Raw genomic sequence first — 17,705 nt, 5'->3', positions numbered from 1 at the left:
GATTTTTAAGGATACCTCAATGACTCATTCCGTCCGCATCAGTAGAAAGCGCGCAGCACAAGCCGCGTTAAGTACGTTATTGCTTACTGCCCATACGCCAGTGAGCCTTGGTCAACAAGCGCCAGCACACGAATACAAACCCGATGGCTATCACATTGAAACCGTACCCACGCCTGAGGATGTGCGCTTTCATGTGACCGGGCTGGACAGCGATAAGAAAGGAGCCATTTGGGTAGCAACACGACTGGGAGAAGTATGGCGATTGCAGCATGATAAGTGGTCCTTGTTTGCAAGTGGTTTACATGAACCCACGGGTCTGCTGGTTGATGATGACGGTTCAATTGTCGTGGCACAGAAACCCGAACTCACCCGTTTAACCGACGAAGACGGAGACGGAAAGGCAGATCAGTTCTCAACCCTGGCCGATGACTGGACCTTCCATGACAACTACCACGAATTTACTTTTGGGCCGACAAAGGACAAAGCGGGCAACTATTTCGGCACTCTCAATTTGAGTCACAATCACCCGCAAGCTTTTACAATGGGGGCAATGGGCTCACCCGGTGGCTTCAGAGGCTTTGCTTTTTCCGTGTCTGACAAAGGTGAATTTACGCCCTATGCCTGGGGCCTGCGCTCTCCCGCTGGCATCGGAACCAGCCCAGAAGGCGAGGTTTTCTTTACTGATAACCAAGGCGACTGGGTTCCTACCTCAAAAATGCACTTGCTGGAAAAAAACAAGTTTTATGGACATCCAGTTTCGTTGATTGATGTGGAGGGGTACACCGAAGCCTCAATTAAGGCAAAATCCTTAGCGGAATTCGAAGCAATGAGTGAAAAACCTGTGGTGTGGATCCCCCATGTAGAAGTGGCAAATTCGCCAGGTAATCCCACATGGAATACGACTAAAGGAAAATTTGGTCCTTTTGAAGGACAAATTTTCATTGGTGATCAAACCCAATCCAATATCTTTAGAGTGATTCTTGATAAAGTAAACGGCCACTACCAAGGCGCGGTAATTAACTTTATGAACCGCTTCCAAAGCGGCAACGTCCGCACCGTATTCGATAACCAAGGGCAACTTTGGGTAGGCCAAACGGCCAGGGGCTGGGGCGCACAAGGCCCTAAGCCATTTGGCTTACAGAAGGTTGTATGGGACGGCACCACACCTTTTGAATTAAAAAATATTCAGCTGACAAAAAAAGGGTATCGACTGTCGTTTACATCGCCGCTGGCACCAGCTTCAGTGGATATTTCGAGCTTTGCCGTACAGCAGTGGCATTACCGTTACTCGGGTGACTATGGTTCACCTAAAATGGCGCTTGAATCTGTGCCAGTTACCAAAGTCTCAGCCATTGACGACTATACACTAGACATTGAAATGCCGCTTACAAAAGACAAAGTGGTGCAGATCACATTTGATGGTTTACGGGACAAAGAGAAGCGAAACCCCAGTGTGAATACTGTGTATTACACACTCAACTACACTAAATAATTGCGACGAGATTGCCCCTATGAAAAGCTTGATTAATGCATTCACGATTATCGTTGCAATTGCGGGTGTGGCATGCACCTCTAAACAGAATGCAAGCGACGAACATCAAACACACCATCACATTTCTGTACTTATTGTAGATGGCCAAAATAACCATGGGAACTGGCCCCAAACCACACAAATCATGCATGACATGCTGGAGCAAACCGGTAACTTTACTGTTGATGTGTACCGTACACGGTTCGTCTGGAATGGTGGAGAATTGGCGGCTAAGTACCCTGCAGACAATATTCTCAACCCACAAGAGCTTCCTGCGCCGAAGACCGACCCACAATTCTCGCCAGATTTTGACAAATACGATGTTGTTATCTCTAACTTTGGATGGAAGGCTGCCCCTTGGCCAGCAGACACTAAAACCCGCTTTGAACAATATATGAAGCAAGGAGGTGGACTGGTTGTGGTTCACGCGGCAAACAATGCATTTCCTCACTGGCAAGCGTTTAATGAGATGATTGGATTAGGTGGATGGGGAGGACGTAATGAACAAAGTGGCCCCTATGTTTATTACGATGAAAATAACAATATCGTCCGCGACAGTGGGCCCGGTCAAGCTGGCGGTCACGGTCATCCACACCCTTTCACCATTACCACCCGGCAAGCGGATCACCCTATCATGCACAGCTTCCCAATACAGTGGCAGCATGAAAAAGACGAGCTGTATAACCGGTTAAGAGGGCCGGCAAAGAACATGACAATTTTGGCAACAGCTTTCGACAGCCCTTCTTTCAACGGTAACGGCCGTCACGAACCGGTAGTGCTAACCATCGATTACTACAAGGGGCGGGTGTTTCACACTACTCTCGGTCATGGCACTCACGTGTATAAAGCACCATCATTTCAACAGCTGCTGACTGCTGGCACAACATGGGCTGCCGGTCATCACGATTGATTTTGGTATTTAAGCAGCGTTTTTGCTTTGCTCAATAAACCTGATGGCCCACAATAAGGGTGAGTAACGTAACCATTAGTAAATTGCACACCTTGGGCTGCAAGGTCATCAATACGAGGGGTTTTAATGTCCGTCTCGCCGGTATATCCGACATCGTTATAGCCCAAATCATCAGCCAAGATAACCACGATATTCGGTTGGCTGCTTATGTCTTTCGCCCATAACGGCTGGCTGGTAAACATAGCGGCAAAGCTCACCGAAGCTGCCACCATACATGCATGTTTAACGTGCTGAAAGCGTGGACGAGAAAACCTCTTATTCATGCATTCTTCCCTTTTTTACTAAGTGTGAAAACAACAACACTGTGGCGCAATGCTTTACAAGAGCATAACATTTGTATATTTTGTTAACAATTAACTGTATATAACTTCTATTTGGTATGGGTTTATTGTTTTGTTAAAACACTTTTGGTTCTGTCCAGGCAAGTGGGTTATCGCGTTTCTATGTATACTTGTTACCAGCGCCACAAGCGCGGGTGATTTGTCGGCTGTAAATGCCACGACAGAACACAACGCCCGCGTGATTCGCTGGGCCCATGTGTACGAAGCATCACACCCGCTGCATATCTGGGCAAAATGGGTCAGTGAACGCTTTTATGAACAAACGCAAGGCCGGTATCGTATTGTCGTTTACCCATCCTCTACGTTGGGCAAAGAAGGCGCGTTAAACCAAAGCCTTAGCCTCGGGACTGTGGATATCATCTATACAGGCATTAGCTTCGCCGCACAAACATACTCGCCACTGGGTTTGTCGGAATTGCCTTATATGTTTAACGATCTCGCCCATTGGCAACGATTTGTACAGTCGGACACGTTCCGCGACATGTCGGCCCACTACACTAGATTGGCGGATGGAAATCGCATCGTGGGTGCTACCTATTACGGTACACGACATATGACTGCCAATCGCGCTATCAATTCCATTGACGACATTAAGGGGCTTAAAATTCGGGTGCCGGGCGCTGCGGTGTATCATATATTGCCGTTGTCATTGGGCGCTAAACCCAGTCCCATTGCCTTTTCTGAAGTCTATCTCGCCTTACAACAAGGCGTGGTCGATGCGCAAGAAAACCCACTTCCCACTATTGCGGCAAAAAAGCTATATGAAGTACAAACCCACATTAACCTCACAGGCCATATTCTGGGCTCCATACTTACCATAACTAACCAGTCCTTTCTGGACAATTTGAGCGAAGCCGATCGCGGCGTACTAGTCACCCTACTTCAAAAAGCCGCCACCAATGCAACGCAAGACATCTCCGAGCAAGAGCGCGAATTAGGTAACTGGTTTAACGAAAAAGGGATTGTGGTTCATTCACTGGATCTCGCGCCGTTCAGACAAGCAGTTCACAGCTATTTGTCGCCCCGTCTTCCACAACAAAGCCAGGAATATTACGATGCCATTCGAAGCCTCTGAAGACATCGCATCTCACGTCGAGCTACGTCTCCATCGCGAGGAGATCCTCTCCATCGCTCTTTTCTGGCTGCTTGGTGCGGTATTATTGGCACAGGTATTAAGCCGGTACGTATTAAATGCACCGTTAGGCTGGACAGAAGAAGTTGCACGTTATCAGTTGATCTTGATCACCTTCACCGGTGCAGCCATGGGGTTTCGCAAGCATACGCACATTAGTTTTACCTATTTCCAACTTCGACTTCCTCCCGCCATTCGGAAATTTACGCAAAGGCTAGTGCTGCTGACCAATGTTTTGATCTTACTCTTTCTGTTTGTTTCCAGCGTTATCATCGCGATGAAGATCCGTGTGCATGAAATGAGTGCACTTAGTCTTTCGTTCAGCTATTTGTATGGGCTCATTGGTGTTACTTTGCTTATCTGCCTGTTTCGCGCTGTGCAGCAACTCCTGTCTCCCCCTTCCATTCAACCTTGTACCACCAGCGCTGATTAATACTATGGTTATCTTATTACTCTTTGTCACCCTCTTTGCTCTTATCCTTATTGGGTTCCCCATTGCTATTGCTTTGTTGGTGTCGTCTCTGGTTGCCATACTTTTTGAGGGCAACATACCGTCTGTGGTGGTGTTACACCAAATGGTAGGAGGTATGGACAGCTTCCCCTTACTTTCTATTCCATTCTTCGTACTTGCCGGAGCATTGATGAACCAAGGGGGCATCACCCAACGCATATTTGATTTTGCGCAGGCATTAGTAGGCTGGATGCGCGGTGGGTTAGGACACGTCAATGTGGGGGCATCAGTGCTTTTTTCGGGGATGTCGGGCGCTGCCGTGGCTGACGCGGGCGGCCTGGGAGCCATTGAAATCAACGCCATGAAAAAACGCGGCTACCATACTGATTTCGCAGTTGGGCTTACCGCAGCATCTTCCACCATTGGCCCAATTATACCGCCGAGTTTACCCATGATCATATACGGGGTTCTGGCGTCTCAAAGTATTGGTAAATTATTCGCTGCAGGTCTGATCCCTGGGCTGCTAATGGCAGTGGCACTGTCGGTTATGGTGTATTATATCGCCCGCAAGCGAGGCTACGGAAAAGACGCCGGTTTTGCCCTGTCGGCTATCGCCGATACGTTTAAGCGGGCCGCACTGTCACTACTTGCTCCGGTTATCATTGTCGGCGGTATTGTCAGCGGATTGTTCACCGCCACTGAAGCAGCGGTAGTAGCCTGTCTATACGCCATTCTACTTACTGGGTTTGTATACAAGACCCTTACTCTGAAACGCCTCATTCACGTGTCGTCAGAAACAGTGGAAACAACCAGTATGATCATGTTGATTATAGGGGCTGCGGCTATTTTCTCGTGGGTTCTTACGAGCCAGGGAATAGACACATGGGTTGCCACCTTTCTGGCCAAAACGGGCGCCAGTAAAGTTACGCTATTTATCAGTATTACACTGCTGCTTTTCGTGGTGGGCTGCTTTATGGAGACCATTGCTGCCATTACCATTCTTACGCCAATATTGCTGCCTATTGCCACTGCGGCGGGCATCGACCCAATTCAATTTGGTGTCATCATGTTACTCAATCTGATGATTGGCCTGTTGACGCCGCCCCTCGGCATGGTGCTTTTCGTGTTATCGCGGGTATCGGGGCTAACCGTTGAACAAAGTGCTAAGGCCACCCTGCCTTTTCTTATTCCCTTACTCATTGTGCTGATCTTGGTGATGGTTATCCCCGAACTCACACTGTGGTTACCCAATGTGATGTACCCAAATACCTGATAGAAGGATTGGTCAATTCATTAGAGTGCTGCGATACATTCCACTTCCACTTTTGCGTCCAGCGCAAGACCACTTGCGGCAAATGCGCTTCGCACAGGAAATGACTTAAAAAACGGACGATAGGCTTCATTCGCCGCAGGCCAGTCATTGATATCGGCGAGCATCAACGTACATTTGACCACGTCAGAATAGTCGAGATCGTGCTCCTGCAAAATAGCACCTACATTTTTCATTGCTTGTGTCATCTGCGTCTTGATATCATCGCCTGCCAATGTCATGGTTGACGGCAAATTGCCAAGTTGCCCTGACATCCACAGCATACCACCGGCTTTTTTCGCACTGACAAATGGCAAGCGCTCATCGTCGCCGCGATAGACAAACTCACCATTTTTAATGACATGAGCAACATCGCTAATATTGCCAATATGTGTAGTTGGGTCTGAATTAAGAACAACTAAATTCGCCACCTTACCAGGTGTTACCGACCCATGAGTACCTTCAATGCCAATCACTTCTGCCCCTGTGATTGTTGCTGCGCGAAGTGCATCCATAGGTGTAAAACCAGCCTCTTCCACCAGTAACTTCATTTCGTGGTACACAAGGGGATAAGTGACACCAACACTATCGCTGGTGCTGTCTGTTCCCACTGAAACCGGAATACCGTTTATGTGTGCAAGACGGGTAAATGTAGTTCCCCATTTATGCAACAATTCGCCACGCTCGCCGCGGGCTTGGCGATGCTTGTCAAAGACAGTAAGTGTGGCATCTACAATGGTGCCATTTGCTTTCAATGCCGCGAATAAATCGTCGTAGCGGTTGAGTTCGAATGATGCGGCTTGTTGTACTTCGCTTAAACTTACCCCTTTGCGGCGAAGGGCGTAAAAATCCTCCACGACATGAGAGGAAAAATCCGCAGCATGGGACACAGTTTCCACGCCTGCCACAGCAAGTTCTGCTGGTCTGACAGGCCCAACATATGCGTGAGACCACACTTTAAGTCCATGGCGCTTTGCTGCCTCAGCCAATTTTGTAACCACGGAAGCTGAAACGTCGGCATAAATTTTAATGCCCGTCGCCCCAGTCCCCAAAGCCTTGAGCATGATTTTATCCATATCAGACGATTCGTCCACGGCCCTCATCCAATCGGTATCGCCCGGCACTCGCCCCAGCGCTGAGGCTGCGGTTCTTGGATCTGAGAAAAACGCCTCCCCGCCGATGATCACTGAATAATACATGTCAGGTGACTGAATGACGTCGATCTCTGCTCGCCGCTTTAGTGATGCCAACGCACGGACATCTCCACCCATATCTCGCACAGAAGTCACGCCACCACGCAATAATAACCGCAGCCGTTCGCGGGTAATGTCATCACGGTCTGTGTCGTCTGGTACTGTACCGTGGTGTACGTGGGTATCGATAAGGCCTGGAATAACGTATTTGCCGTTCATGTCAATAGACGTGTATTTATCACTAACTTTAGCGTCATTAGAATTCAGGATCGCTTCAATTGTCCCATTGTTTAACAGTATTGTTTTTCGCTGATACACTTGCATTTGCTCAACATCCACAAGATTTACGTTGTTGAGCGCTATATTTAGCGCGTGCACTTGTGCGCTATAAAAGCTATGCAGAAAAAGTGCTATGCCTAACCAGTATATTTTTTTCACCGTCGCGATTTCCTTTTTTTTCTGATGTGCCGTGTTTTCCTGACGCTTAGCGCTCTCTTCGCCTCGCGAACTGATTTCTATTACCTAGCGTAATGTTAAACCATCATAGGGTACGCCATGCTCGAAACAATATATTTGTTATTATTTCTCATAAATAGGATTTTCCGAGGAAGATGCTCCTTAACCACTTCCCAGGTTCTGCAACAAGTAATCGATGAATTTTTGTAACGATGGCGCGCGATATTGTTGCTTTGGCGTAACAAGTGAAGCATCAATCAACTGCAAAGGGAAGTGTTTAAGTACTTCAACCAGCCCTGTGCTTTTTATATCAGGTGACATGGATACACTCAATGCCCTGATGGCCGACGATTTCGTCTGGGCCAACGAAGGTGACGACCATGTCCCTTGGATTGGCACATGAAAAGGAAAAAACGTGGTCATGAAGGAATTTTTACCTGCCTTTAGCTGCGGACTAAAAACCACACTATGGTCACAGACTATAGCTTTGCCATTTCACAAGCCTATGCCAGTTAATTTGCTGATTTAGCGGAGGCTGACACAAACAAAAATCATGCTGCAGACTCAGAAGCAAAGTGGCGTTCCAATCTTGGCTTAACAAACAGACTCATGGTACAGGCCATCGCAACACCTATGGGCAACGCAGCAAGTAAACTTAACGCTGCATCATTAAAAAATGAATCTAGCGAGGAAAACCCCTGGCTGTTATAGGTGGTAACCAATGCTAATACTGATTCCATCAAAAATGCCATGGTTAACCCGTGGATCACATTGCGTTGAGTAACACTGTACTCATTAAATATGCGTTTTACTGCTTTATCGACCAAATAAAACAGCAGACCTCCCATGGGTAACATGACTAAAAAAGCAAATACAAACGCTCGCCTCCAGGTTGCTAAAAACGCCTGCTCGGGCTGAATACTGATTGCCGTCATTATGCCGGTAAACAATGCGACCATAGATAGCGCAACTGGTAACAAAAGCAATATTTTTTTAAACTGATTCATTGTAACCTCACAAAGTTGACATTATCAACAATATGAAATTTAATTGACAACGTCAACCAAATGATTACCAGGCTATCCCATGATCCATGACGCACTATTCACTTTATTCAATACTATTCGACATACAATATCTTTTGAGCTCAAACGCACTTCACTCGATCTCGCCCCCATGCATTTTAAAACCCTGAAAGTTATCCACATGACCGATTCCTGTACCGGACAGAAATTGGCAGATTATTTAGGACGTGACAAAGCGCAAATTAACCGGCTAATCAAATACCTTGCAGAAGCTCATCTCATCGAAAAAAAACAATGTAAACAAGATAAACGCAGTCAATTAATTTCGCTTACCGCAGCCGGAAACAAGGCCTTGGCAGTTTTTACTGATATTGAAAAGCGGGTATTTGACGCTATGCTTGAGGGCGTTAACGAGGAAGAAAAAGCCCTGTTTAAAAAGTTGGTATTGCGCTTTACGGACAACTTGAATGATCGACGTCCCCCTTGCTAATCATCAAGAGGGGCATTGAATTAAACCTGGCTTATTGCCAGAACTCATAACTGATAGGTGGCCGAGACGATAAGTGATTCTGCCCCTGGGTTTTTGCTACCTAGCCCAGCATTGGAAATATGACCCAGTTCTACTTTTATACTCATATTTGAATTTACTCGGTACGACGTAGATATGTTCGAGTAAAATTCAACATCATTCCCCAAACGCTCGGTTAGCTTGCTAGTATCTTCGTGATAGTACCCTGCCGATGTTGATATGGCCCAACTCCACTTATTAGTAACAAAGAAATCTCGCGAGATCCCCACAGAAACGTGTTACGCCCCGGTGTCTGTCACAATAGCCTGAGCCAGTGGGCGAACGTTATAAATACGCGTTTGTGGTTTCATTTCATACCCGACTTTCAGAATAGTTACCTGATTGCTATCGAGCACACCTCCGGCACCTAACCCTACGGAAAGCCGACCCGATTCAGCGTAGGCCACACCCGACATACACAAAATCCACATAAGTGCCAACTTAACACCAACCTTTTTTACCTGATACATCTTTACATCTCCCGGGAAATTACATTCGACCTTGCAGCGTCATTAACTCACCCTTGTCAGACGACGTCTCAGCAGTGGTAATATGGGGAACCACAGACATTCCCACACGCAATTGCTTAGCAATATCACCTTGAGTCTGCAGTGCAATTCTCACAGGGATACGCTGAACCACTTTGGTGAAATTACCGGTAGCATTTACCGGAGCAATAGCGGAATAACTCACCTGGCTAGCGGGCCCTACACTAGCTACGGTACCTTTGAGCACTTTTCCGGGAAACGCGTCCACTTCGATATCGACCAATTGACCCGGTTTAATATTCTCTAGCTGTGTTTCGCGATAGTTGGCAGTGATAAACAACTGCTCACTGGGCACTAATGAGGCCAAAACAGTACCAATATTTACGTACTGACCGACTTCCACTTTTTTCTGACCGACCACGCCGTCTATAGGCGAAGTTATTTTGGTATATGACAGGTTTAATTTAGCACTTTCATTTTCCGCAAGAGCCACCTCCAGTGCAGCTTCTGCACGCTGGAGTTCTGCCTGTAGCACGGTGGTTTGCGCTTGATTAAAGTGCAGTTGCGCCCGGCTTTGCGCTAGCTTTGAACGCGCCACTTGTTCGTTCGCTTGGGCCGTTTGCTGAGCCTGAACACTGCCTGCACCATCTTTTAATAAGTTGTCAAAACGAATTTTATCCAGCGCTGCAAGGGCCAGGGTTGCCTGATCTGCATCAACCTGCGCAATACTCTGCTCAATAGTCGCTTGCTGTTGAGACAGCACGGCACTGGCACGGGCCAACTCTGCCTTAGCTTCATGGAGGTTTGCCTCACTCTGCGCTAACGCCACACGAAAGTCAGTGTCATCAATTTCGAACAACAAATCCCCTTTGTTTACCTGCTGATTTTCTTCCACTAACACTTTGCTAATGGTGCCAAATACTTTTGTCCCCAGGAAGCTAAGGTCGGCATCCACATATGCATCTGGAGTACTCTGTTCCCGCCAGGCTGATTCGGGTTGATTTAAATACACTACACTACCAGCCATCATAACCAGACAGACTGCCGCACAGCATAGTTTTAGAGATTTTGATAAAGCCATAACGACTCCTTTTTTAAGATGTTGAAATAATTAATTTGTTGTTGATGGTGCAGGAATGTAGGCCATGCGTAATACAACGACAGTCATTAGCAATGCGCAAATGCCAGCCAGAACGTAAATATCCGCAACACTCAAGGCGATGGATTCCGTAGCAATCAGTTCGGATAAATTTTCAGTAGACTGAACCGGAACCATTGCCGCATGCCCGCGCAGAGCTTCACCGTGAAATTGACCACGTACGGTCATAAGGCGCGCGACAATTGTGCTTCCGACCAAGGTACCAATTACCCTCAGGGTGTTTATGATCCCCGAGAAATAAGGACCTTCATGGGGCTGTACCACGCTTGTCATGAGAAACAACATCGACACTACTGCCATAGGCTGGCCGGCCATTTGAAGGATCTGCGCGAAATAGAACTGATCACGATGCCAGGCAGTATCGACATTTGCCGCAACAAAACACGCTGCGGCAATAAGAAGCAGCCCAACTGCAAATACTTTTCGCGCGTCGATCCACTTCTTATACAATGCAAGTGCAACTAGCGACCCCAGCACAAGTTGTGGAACCCCGATAATCAATGCTAGTGGTGCTGCCTGATAGACGCGGTAGTCCTGAACTGCAGAAAGAAAGTTCATGGGTAAGGTTGTCGCCGTCATAAGTACGACAAGCAACAACACAAATACTATCGAACCCAACCCAAGGTTACGGCGACTAAGTAAGCGCAAATCAATAAAAGGTGAAGGATGATGCCATTCAAGCCACAAAAACATCGCCAGGAACACAACACCATTAATCACACAAAGGGAAATTAAAGATGAATTAAACCAGTCGAGGCGCTCACCCTGACTCAAAGCCACTGTTAGTAGACCCAGCGACAACATACCGGCTCCCATTCCTAACCAATTAGCTTGCGCAAAACGGCCAACCTTCACTGACTCTTTCGGAGCCCCCCAACTAACCAGTGCAAACGCAAGAAAGCAAAGCGGTATCGTATGCCAATATGTCCATTGCCACGCGTGCACACCATCAGATATCTGGCCGCTTAACCACACCGCTATATTGGGTGAAAAAGTAGCCGTCATGGCATAAAGAGCCAGACCGTGAAGCCTTATATTCACTGGGAGTGCCTTTAACGCCATCATCATCAGCAACGGAACTAATGCCCCGCTAGCGACACCCTGAATAAAGCGCAATCCAACAAACAGGTTTATGTTGTGAATAAACGGCAAACACAATGCAATGAGTGATATAATGCCGACGAGATAACGGTGAAATAGCCTGATTGAAAACGTAATTGCAAACCACGAGGCGAAAGGTGTAATCAACATTTCGCCTGACAAATAGCTCGTGGTTGCCCAACTGGCCGCATCACCTGAAAAGCCCAAAGCTCCTTGCACATCGACCAAGCCCAAGGCGCCGAGACGACTATTCAGGCCAGCCATCATTGCACTAATAAAGATGCCTGCTAACCCTGCCAGAATTCGGGGAGAAGGCAAACCTGGCCGTCCTTGATTATCATCACTCATAGCCCGCTCCCATACAAAATGCATGAACTGCGTGAATTGTTAACACCGATATAGTCTCCACTGCCATTTTTCTATTCTTACTCGTATCCACCAACAGACTGTACCGAACTGAGCGGTACAGTAATGGAGTATAAAAAAATACCTCTGCGAGATATTTAAGGGAAATTACCATTGAATCGAACTAAACGGTACAGTACTATAATATTCAAAACACCGAGTGTCAATACAGTGACTAATGAAGAGGTGACAATGACTAAAATAGTTTCAGCATCGCAAGATGACCTTTTTCCACCCCCACAACTCTCTCCAAAGGCGCAAATCGTGCTGAACGCTGCGAAGAAAATCTTCCTGGCTTACGGTTTTTCAGCTGCCACAACAGATATGATCCAGCAAGAAGCTGGCGTTTCTAAGTCGACGGTATACGCCCATTTTGCCAATAAAGAAGCCCTGTTTAGTGCGGTCGTGCAGTCTGAATGCGCATCCAGCTCAAACTCTTTAAAAAGTATTCAGTTTATGCCGGGTAAAGTGAAGCAAATGCTCAGCGAAATTGCGACGGCCTATCTTGATATTGTGCTGTCAAAGTCAGGCGTAGCGCTATCACGTATTGTCATAGCAGAAGCCTTACGCTTTCCACAGCTTGGAGAAATTTTCTATAACGCCGGCCCCCGCGCTTGTATAGCGCTGGCAACACAATTACTCAAACTAGCACAAGCCAACAACGACATAAATCTAAGAGGGAATTCGCCGGAAGAGGCTGCACGATTCTTTGTTGCTTCAGTGCGTAGTGAACCGCAATTATTAACGCTAACACATTCAACGAAGACGATATCAAAAGGACAACGTCAGGCCTGGATCGCAATGGTTGTTGATAACTTTACCGAAGCGTACAGGCCTGACAAATAGATTGGGTTTAATACAACACGACTCGGTTAATACTGTCCTCGTACATGTTGCCGTCACTGGAAGTAAACACAACTCTTAGCGTGTAGTACTCACCGTTTTTCAGTTCCGCAGTGGGAGTGAGTCCTGTGGTATCTATTGTTGCCGTTGCACTCCCCTCGCTGGTATACAACACTGAGGCGTCCACTTCGATACGATCTTCAACAGGAATTAAACCAGATGAGCGATGTCGCAGCCAGAATTGCATGCCACCTTCGTCCGCCGCAACAATTTTATGCGCTGGGCCGGTATTGTAATGCACCGTAAGTGTCAGCGGCTTCGACAGGTCGATGCCATTTTCTGCTATGGCTTGCTTCCCTTCAATACGAATGAATGGTTGCTGTGAGGTACCCGCTTCTCTTTGACTTTCAGATGACGCAGCGAATACGGCGTGAGGTGAAGCCTTTTTGGTCGTGGCGTTGCCGACTTTTATCACGCGATTTATCTGCGGATTGAGAATATCCTGGGTTTCGCCATTGCGCCAGCGCACCGTGAGCTTTTTCACTGTTGCGTTTTCGCCCAGCCCAACGTGCGCCGTGTTCAAAAAGCTCTGAGAAAACACTTCGCCGGCAGAACCTATTCGTCTTTGCAGCTCACCTTTGTCGGTAAGTAGCGTAACATAGGCCCCCAACGCATCCACCTCGTGTAAGGGAGAATAGCCTACGTTAACAAGTACGTAATCACCTGTTGTATTCGCCTGATTTTCATACAAATACCAGTAACCATGCTCGCTGCCAGATAAAATGTCCAGGTGACCGTCCAAATTAAAGTCGAAGGCCTGCCCCATATCGCCATACCCCGGCCCACCATGGTCGCTGGCACCGTGCATGGTAACTGCTTCAAACGCCCCTTTCCCTGTGTTTAGCAGCATGATATCGGCAATGCGTTTATCCACTCTTCCCCAGCGATAGACAAGTAAATCCTGATGGCTATCGTTGTTGAAATCACCCGTGGTCACGCCAAGCGCATTGCCCCCGCGAGGGATTTGCCACTCGGATGATACGTCCACAAACTGACCATTTCTGTTTTCCAACAGGATGTCCTGGATGTTCCTGTTCTCAGGTTCAAATGCGGTTTGTGCAGCTGAAACGCCTTCCAGGGTGAAAAAGTAAGACCAGAAGATATTGCCATTTCTCACCAGTTCAGCATTCCACTGTCCGTTACCGACGTAACCGATATACACGCCATTTTCAGTTCTTTCTTCCGGCCAGCCATTAGCCATGGCAGCATGAAATGTGAACTCATCGCCAGATTTTACATCGTGGGCAATTTTGTTTTTACCCAGATAAACAGGGTAGGGTTTGCCGCGGAAGCCCGCCTGACCAAGAAAATAGTAATTGGTTAGCTTAATGCTGTCTTCGGCGATGAAACTAAATGTATCACGACCTTTATAACCTCTTGTTTTAATGGCAAAGGCCTTCTCAATAGGGTCGAAATCTACCGAAGGCGCTTCTCCAAAACCATGCTCAAACGCCTTACCTCTCGCCAAATACAAATCTAGATCACCGTCGTTGTCGATATCGATATCAGTAATAGCCATGAGCTGATTGCTTTTGCGCACTGAAGAGGGCAGTGTTGTGTCAGTGACGTTTGTATAAGTGAAATCGCCATTTCCCTGCCATAACGACAAAGGCCCGTACATAATAAAGTCATCGATACCGTCGCCATTAAAATCAGTTACCAACGTTCTGGAAGCAATAACGTCCTCGATACCCGCTACCCTTTTATATGCAAAACGCCCCTCACCGATGTTTTCAAAAAACACGTGCTGGGGCTTGGTTTTCGCCAGGCTAATCTCATTCATGATGAGCAAATCTAAATCCCCGTCGAGATCCATATCACTCCATCTCGCACCTCTGCCGCGACCGCCTTTGTTTATGCCTGCATCGCCAGTAAAGCGAACAAAATTGCTTTCATCATTAACGTAAAAATACGACACAGAAGGCGTGGTGCCATTTGCACCACCACGAGTTAACATTAAATCGAGATCGCCGTCTTTGTCGTAATCAGCCAGGGCAGTTCCATGTAAATCCTGCATAAACCAGCGGGCGAGGTCATTGGCGTGTTTTGTTACCGTACCGTCACCGTTGTTCCAGTAAATTTTACTCGACTCTGCATTGTGATTATTAACCACAAAATCGTAATCGCCGTCCTGGTCAATATCAGCAACTGAAGGACCGCCATATTTAATTGATGCGACCTTATCCATACCTGCTTCAGCTGCAATATCCCGGAAAAACGGCAACGCCACGGAAGTATCTTCCAGTTTCCAATCAATGAGGTCAACAGCAGCATTTAGCGATCGAAATGTAAGGTTTACCTCGCCGACTTCATCAAATAACACTAATGCCGAGACGGTTTGCCGACCAGGTTCAGATAGATTTATATTATCGATAAGTAGCACGTCGTTGTGATAGACAGAAAGCATAGCGTGGGCTGCGTGATTGTCTACTGTCAGCGCGAAACGCTTGGGCATATTGTCACTTACGTTGATACTGACCATAGTGGGCGAACCCGGTGTTATGGTGTAGACGGGTTTGTTTTCTGAGAAATACGTACACCCGACAATCGTAAATAAAAAGGCTATCAAACACCCTACGGCAGTGAAATTCGACAAACCAACTGCCGTTTTTGCTTTAGGTGAGCTACTGACTCTTGATAGTGCTCCCCCACACTTCACGTTCATATTTTATCTCCCACTTTAATAAGTTGGTCAGCCCGTTGCTGGCGAAGCACTTGTTCTTCACCACTTCGCCATCTGATTTTTATTTCGTCGATAATGTCGTACTGTGCTAAGCCCACATGTACGATATTCAGCAAACTTTGCGAGTGATTGGCGTTGGGCGAGCCAACGAGTACGTAGTGCTGCCCCCCGGCAGTTTTCACCCACACTTTTGCGCCCAGAGGATCTATACCACGTGGCGAATACCCAACGTGTAGCAACACATAATGGGCGGTTTTAAGTGGTGTCTGGTTGTGATAGAGGTGCCATTTACCGTTGTCGTCATCTCCACTTAATATGTCTACTCTTCCATCTAGGTTAAAATCTGCAGCAATACCACCATCGCCATGTGAATCTTTGCCCACCTCAGTAGTGGCGTTGTGATTGAGTGATTGGCTGAATTCGTAGTCTCCCTGATTGAGCAGCAACACATCGCGCACCCGCCGTTTAAGCTCACCAAACCGGTACACAAAGAAATCAGCAAAACCATTGTTGTCGAAATCACCGGTAGTCACGCCCCAATTGTTATCTTGGGCACCTTCGGGTAACACGTGTGAGATGTCGGTAAATACGCCAGCATCATTTCTTAGCAATACGTCTGGTACTGACAAATCCTGTGGTTCCCACGGGGTCTCAAAACGCTCAACACCGATGATGGACGCCCTGAGATCCCACGCCAAATCCGCCGCCATTACCCACTCAAACCGCCACTTGTTTTCACCTACATAACCTAGGTACCAGCCCGTTTTTTCCACTTTGTCAGGAAACCCCTGAGCGTCTTTTTGAGTCACTGTTACCGCACTTGTCGGCGTGTCGATTTGACGCTTATTTTTACCGAGGAATACCGGCACACTTCGCAATAAATTCGCACGGGGAAAATGATAAAAATCGGTTAGCGTAATGGGGCCCGACGCGAACAAATCCATGCCGTCGTGGCTCTTGCTCCCCTGGTCGCGCAGATCCAAACGTTTCGTTTGCGCATCGAAACTCACCGCGTTATTGGCAATGGTGTAATACAACTTGCCGCGGGCGAAGTAGTAATCGAGGTCACCATCATTATCGATATCAGCCTGCGCTACCGTAATCGTGCCCGGGTAGCCGTCACTGCCTGCTGGAAACACAGAGCCAGTGGTGTTGGTAAAGGTTAGATCGCCATTCCCTTTCCAAACCGTGCTTTTTCCATAACTGGTGAAGGCAATAACATCGGGAATATGATCGTTGTTGTAGTCGGTAATCAGCAAGCGTTCAGCTTCAACTTCCTCGAAGCCCGGACTTTGAAAATAGGTAAATTGTCCGTTCCCTCGGTTCTCAAATATGATGTTTCTTGGCGCAGATTCATTCACCATTTTAGCGGCATTGACTTGCAGGAAATCAAGATCGCCATCGCTATCCAGATCAACCCAGCGCACGCTGCGCCCGCGTGCCCCTAACTCTGACACACCAGCTGCTTCAGTAATGTCAGTAAACGTACCCTCGTCATTGCGCAACATTCTTTGAGGACGAGGATGCAGTCCATTACCCCCCCCCACAGACAACAGGATATCGTTGTCGCCGTCCAGGTCATAGTCACCCGCTGCAATGCCGTGTAAATCGACCTTTGAAAATACCTCGCGTTGTTCCAGATATTTGTCTTTGCCCTTTGCCATAAAAAGCTGAACGGGCGTTGTATCGTGATTCGTCAAAAGCAAGTCGTAGTAACCGTCGTTATTCAGGTCACTCACCGACGGCCCGCCGTATTTCCAATTGTCTTGGGTCTTTAAGCCCACCGTTTCTGAAACATCGGAGAAAGTCACTGTGTTGGCAACCGGGTCATTGAGTGTATTGCTGCAGCTTGCCAACAGGCATGCGGCGACAGTAAATGAAAAAATAGTACTGTGATTGTTGGTATTCATAACGTGTTCCTGAGACCATTATCGTTGCTTGTTGCGCAGTAATTCACGGATGGCAGAGTTTTCATTTCGACACCCCTCAT

17 protein-coding genes are annotated in these 17,705 nt (G+C 47.3%); 7 read left to right on the top strand and 10 right to left on the bottom strand.

Translation table 11 applies throughout. The features are described 5' to 3' along the window. Positions 1-19 precede the first annotated feature (19 nt). Together KO518_RS05780 and KO518_RS05775 are read left to right on the top strand one after the other, a co-directional pair. A complete protein-coding gene (locus KO518_RS05780; RefSeq protein ID WP_216024885.1) occupies positions 20-1,492 on the top strand; it encodes a PQQ-dependent sugar dehydrogenase in 1,473 nt (490 codons plus the stop codon). A 19-nt stretch (positions 1,493-1,511) separates the two neighbouring features. Further along, on the top strand, positions 1,512-2,441 hold the full coding sequence (locus KO518_RS05775; RefSeq protein WP_252735983.1) for a ThuA domain-containing protein: 930 nt from the start codon (positions 1,512-1,514) through the stop codon (positions 2,439-2,441). Here the strand turns inward: KO518_RS05775 and KO518_RS20190 are convergent. After that, the gene (locus KO518_RS20190) at positions 2,432-2,764 is read right to left on the bottom strand and encodes a sulfatase-like hydrolase/transferase (RefSeq protein WP_371742255.1); all 333 of its coding nucleotides are present in this window, start codon (positions 2,762-2,764) and stop codon (positions 2,432-2,434) included. The two genes, KO518_RS05775 and KO518_RS20190, sit on opposite strands and share 10 nt — an antisense overlap. Positions 2,765-2,981: 217 nt before the next feature. On the opposite strand from KO518_RS20190, the gene KO518_RS05765 reads away from it, so the two are divergent. The 3 genes from KO518_RS05765 to KO518_RS05755 are packed head-to-tail and all read left to right on the top strand — an operon-like array spanning position 2,982 to position 5,698. Next, a complete protein-coding gene (locus KO518_RS05765; protein ID WP_216024884.1) occupies positions 2,982-3,917 on the top strand; it encodes a sialic acid TRAP transporter substrate-binding protein SiaP in 936 nt (311 codons plus the stop codon). Then, positions 3,898-4,407: a TRAP transporter small permease gene (locus tag KO518_RS05760; RefSeq protein ID WP_216024883.1), complete on the top strand. Its 510-nt coding sequence runs from the start codon at positions 3,898-3,900 to the stop codon at positions 4,405-4,407. The genes KO518_RS05765 and KO518_RS05760 overlap by 20 nt, the downstream gene beginning before the upstream one ends. Positions 4,408-4,411: 4 nt before the next feature. After that, positions 4,412-5,698, top strand: a complete 1,287-nt coding sequence (locus tag KO518_RS05755) for a TRAP transporter large permease (protein ID WP_216024882.1) — start codon at positions 4,412-4,414, stop codon at positions 5,696-5,698. Positions 5,699-5,718: 20 nt separating this feature from the next. Here KO518_RS05755 and KO518_RS05750 read toward each other — a convergent pair whose 3' ends face one another. The 3 genes from KO518_RS05750 to KO518_RS05740 all read right to left on the bottom strand — a co-directional run bounded on the left by KO518_RS05750 (position 5,719) and on the right by KO518_RS05740 (position 8,390). Beyond that, positions 5,719-7,365, bottom strand: a complete 1,647-nt coding sequence (locus tag KO518_RS05750; protein ID WP_216024881.1) for an amidohydrolase family protein — start codon at positions 7,363-7,365, stop codon at positions 5,719-5,721. A 180-nt stretch (positions 7,366-7,545) separates the two neighbouring features. After that, the gene (locus tag KO518_RS05745) at positions 7,546-7,806 is read right to left on the bottom strand and encodes a hypothetical protein (protein WP_216024880.1); all 261 of its coding nucleotides are present in this window, start codon (positions 7,804-7,806) and stop codon (positions 7,546-7,548) included. 128 nt (positions 7,807-7,934) lie between these two features. After that, positions 7,935-8,390, bottom strand: coding sequence for a DUF2798 domain-containing protein (locus KO518_RS05740; RefSeq protein WP_216024879.1), 456 nt, complete (start codon positions 8,388-8,390; stop codon positions 7,935-7,937). 79 nt (positions 8,391-8,469) lie between these two features. Between KO518_RS05740 and KO518_RS05735 the strand changes: the two genes are divergently transcribed. Further along, positions 8,470-8,898, top strand: a complete 429-nt coding sequence (locus KO518_RS05735; protein WP_216024878.1) for a MarR family winged helix-turn-helix transcriptional regulator — start codon at positions 8,470-8,472, stop codon at positions 8,896-8,898. Positions 8,899-8,942: 44 nt separating this feature from the next. Here the strand turns inward: KO518_RS05735 and KO518_RS20185 are convergent, their stop codons facing one another. The 4 genes from KO518_RS20185 to KO518_RS05715 are packed head-to-tail and all read right to left on the bottom strand — an operon-like array spanning position 8,943 to position 12,072. Beyond that, on the bottom strand, positions 8,943-9,206 hold the full coding sequence (locus KO518_RS20185; protein ID WP_216024877.1) for an acyloxyacyl hydrolase: 264 nt from the start codon (positions 9,204-9,206) through the stop codon (positions 8,943-8,945). A 9-nt stretch (positions 9,207-9,215) separates the two neighbouring features. Further along, entirely contained in the window at positions 9,216-9,446 is a 231-nt protein-coding gene (locus KO518_RS05725) for a hypothetical protein (RefSeq protein ID WP_216024876.1), read from the bottom strand. A gap of 19 nt (positions 9,447-9,465) precedes the next feature. Further along, the gene (locus KO518_RS05720; RefSeq protein ID WP_216024875.1) at positions 9,466-10,545 is read right to left on the bottom strand and encodes an HlyD family secretion protein; all 1,080 of its coding nucleotides are present in this window, start codon (positions 10,543-10,545) and stop codon (positions 9,466-9,468) included. Positions 10,546-10,575: 30 nt separating this feature from the next. Next, positions 10,576-12,072: an MFS transporter gene (locus tag KO518_RS05715; RefSeq protein WP_252735981.1), complete on the bottom strand. Its 1,497-nt coding sequence runs from the start codon at positions 12,070-12,072 to the stop codon at positions 10,576-10,578. Between the two features lie 249 nt (positions 12,073-12,321). On the opposite strand from KO518_RS05715, the gene KO518_RS05710 reads away from it, so the two are divergent. After that, positions 12,322-12,975, top strand: coding sequence for a TetR/AcrR family transcriptional regulator (locus KO518_RS05710; RefSeq protein WP_216024873.1), 654 nt, complete (start codon positions 12,322-12,324; stop codon positions 12,973-12,975). A gap of 7 nt (positions 12,976-12,982) precedes the next feature. Here the strand turns inward: KO518_RS05710 and KO518_RS05705 are convergent, their stop codons facing one another. Both KO518_RS05705 and KO518_RS05700 read right to left on the bottom strand, forming a co-directional pair. Then, the gene (locus KO518_RS05705; protein WP_216024872.1) at positions 12,983-15,697 is read right to left on the bottom strand and encodes a CRTAC1 family protein; all 2,715 of its coding nucleotides are present in this window, start codon (positions 15,695-15,697) and stop codon (positions 12,983-12,985) included. Next, positions 15,694-17,625: a CRTAC1 family protein gene (locus tag KO518_RS05700; RefSeq protein WP_216024871.1), complete on the bottom strand. Its 1,932-nt coding sequence runs from the start codon at positions 17,623-17,625 to the stop codon at positions 15,694-15,696. The genes KO518_RS05705 and KO518_RS05700 overlap by 4 nt, the downstream gene beginning before the upstream one ends. Positions 17,626-17,705: the final 80 nt, after the last annotated feature.

The organism is Aestuariibacter sp. A3R04 (assembly GCF_018860805.1).
Taxonomy (GTDB): Bacteria; Pseudomonadota; Gammaproteobacteria; order Enterobacterales; family Alteromonadaceae; genus Alteromonas.
Note: the sequence above shows the minus strand (reverse complement) of the source record. Positions and strands in the feature narration are given on the sequence as shown.

Excerpts from the sequence above, each read along its gene's own strand:
- KO518_RS05745 (WP_216024880.1), bottom strand. The coding sequence starts at position 7,806 with ATGACCACGTTTTTTCCTTTTCATGTGCCAATCCAAGGGACATGGTCG.
- KO518_RS05760 (WP_216024883.1), top strand. The coding sequence starts at position 3,898 with ATGCCATTCGAAGCCTCTGAAGACATCGCATCTCACGTCGAGCTACGT.
- KO518_RS05700 (WP_216024871.1), bottom strand. The coding sequence starts at position 17,625 with ATGAATACCAACAATCACAGTACTATTTTTTCATTTACTGTCGCCGCA.
- KO518_RS05715 (WP_252735981.1), bottom strand. The coding sequence starts at position 12,072 with ATGAGTGATGATAATCAAGGACGGCCAGGTTTGCCTTCTCCCCGAATT.
- KO518_RS05740 (WP_216024879.1), bottom strand. The coding sequence starts at position 8,390 with ATGAATCAGTTTAAAAAAATATTGCTTTTGTTACCAGTTGCGCTATCT.
- KO518_RS05705 (WP_216024872.1), bottom strand. The coding sequence starts at position 15,697 with ATGAACGTGAAGTGTGGGGGAGCACTATCAAGAGTCAGTAGCTCACCT.
- KO518_RS20190 (WP_371742255.1), bottom strand. The coding sequence starts at position 2,764 with ATGAATAAGAGGTTTTCTCGTCCACGCTTTCAGCACGTTAAACATGCA.
- KO518_RS05720 (WP_216024875.1), bottom strand. The coding sequence starts at position 10,545 with ATGGCTTTATCAAAATCTCTAAAACTATGCTGTGCGGCAGTCTGTCTG.
- KO518_RS05775 (WP_252735983.1), top strand. The coding sequence starts at position 1,512 with ATGAAAAGCTTGATTAATGCATTCACGATTATCGTTGCAATTGCGGGT.
- KO518_RS05710 (WP_216024873.1), top strand. The coding sequence starts at position 12,322 with ATGACTAAAATAGTTTCAGCATCGCAAGATGACCTTTTTCCACCCCCA.
- KO518_RS05735 (WP_216024878.1), top strand. The coding sequence starts at position 8,470 with ATGATCCATGACGCACTATTCACTTTATTCAATACTATTCGACATACA.
- KO518_RS05725 (WP_216024876.1), bottom strand. The coding sequence starts at position 9,446 with ATGTATCAGGTAAAAAAGGTTGGTGTTAAGTTGGCACTTATGTGGATT.
- KO518_RS05755 (WP_216024882.1), top strand. The coding sequence starts at position 4,412 with ATGGTTATCTTATTACTCTTTGTCACCCTCTTTGCTCTTATCCTTATT.
- KO518_RS05780 (WP_216024885.1), top strand. The coding sequence starts at position 20 with ATGACTCATTCCGTCCGCATCAGTAGAAAGCGCGCAGCACAAGCCGCG.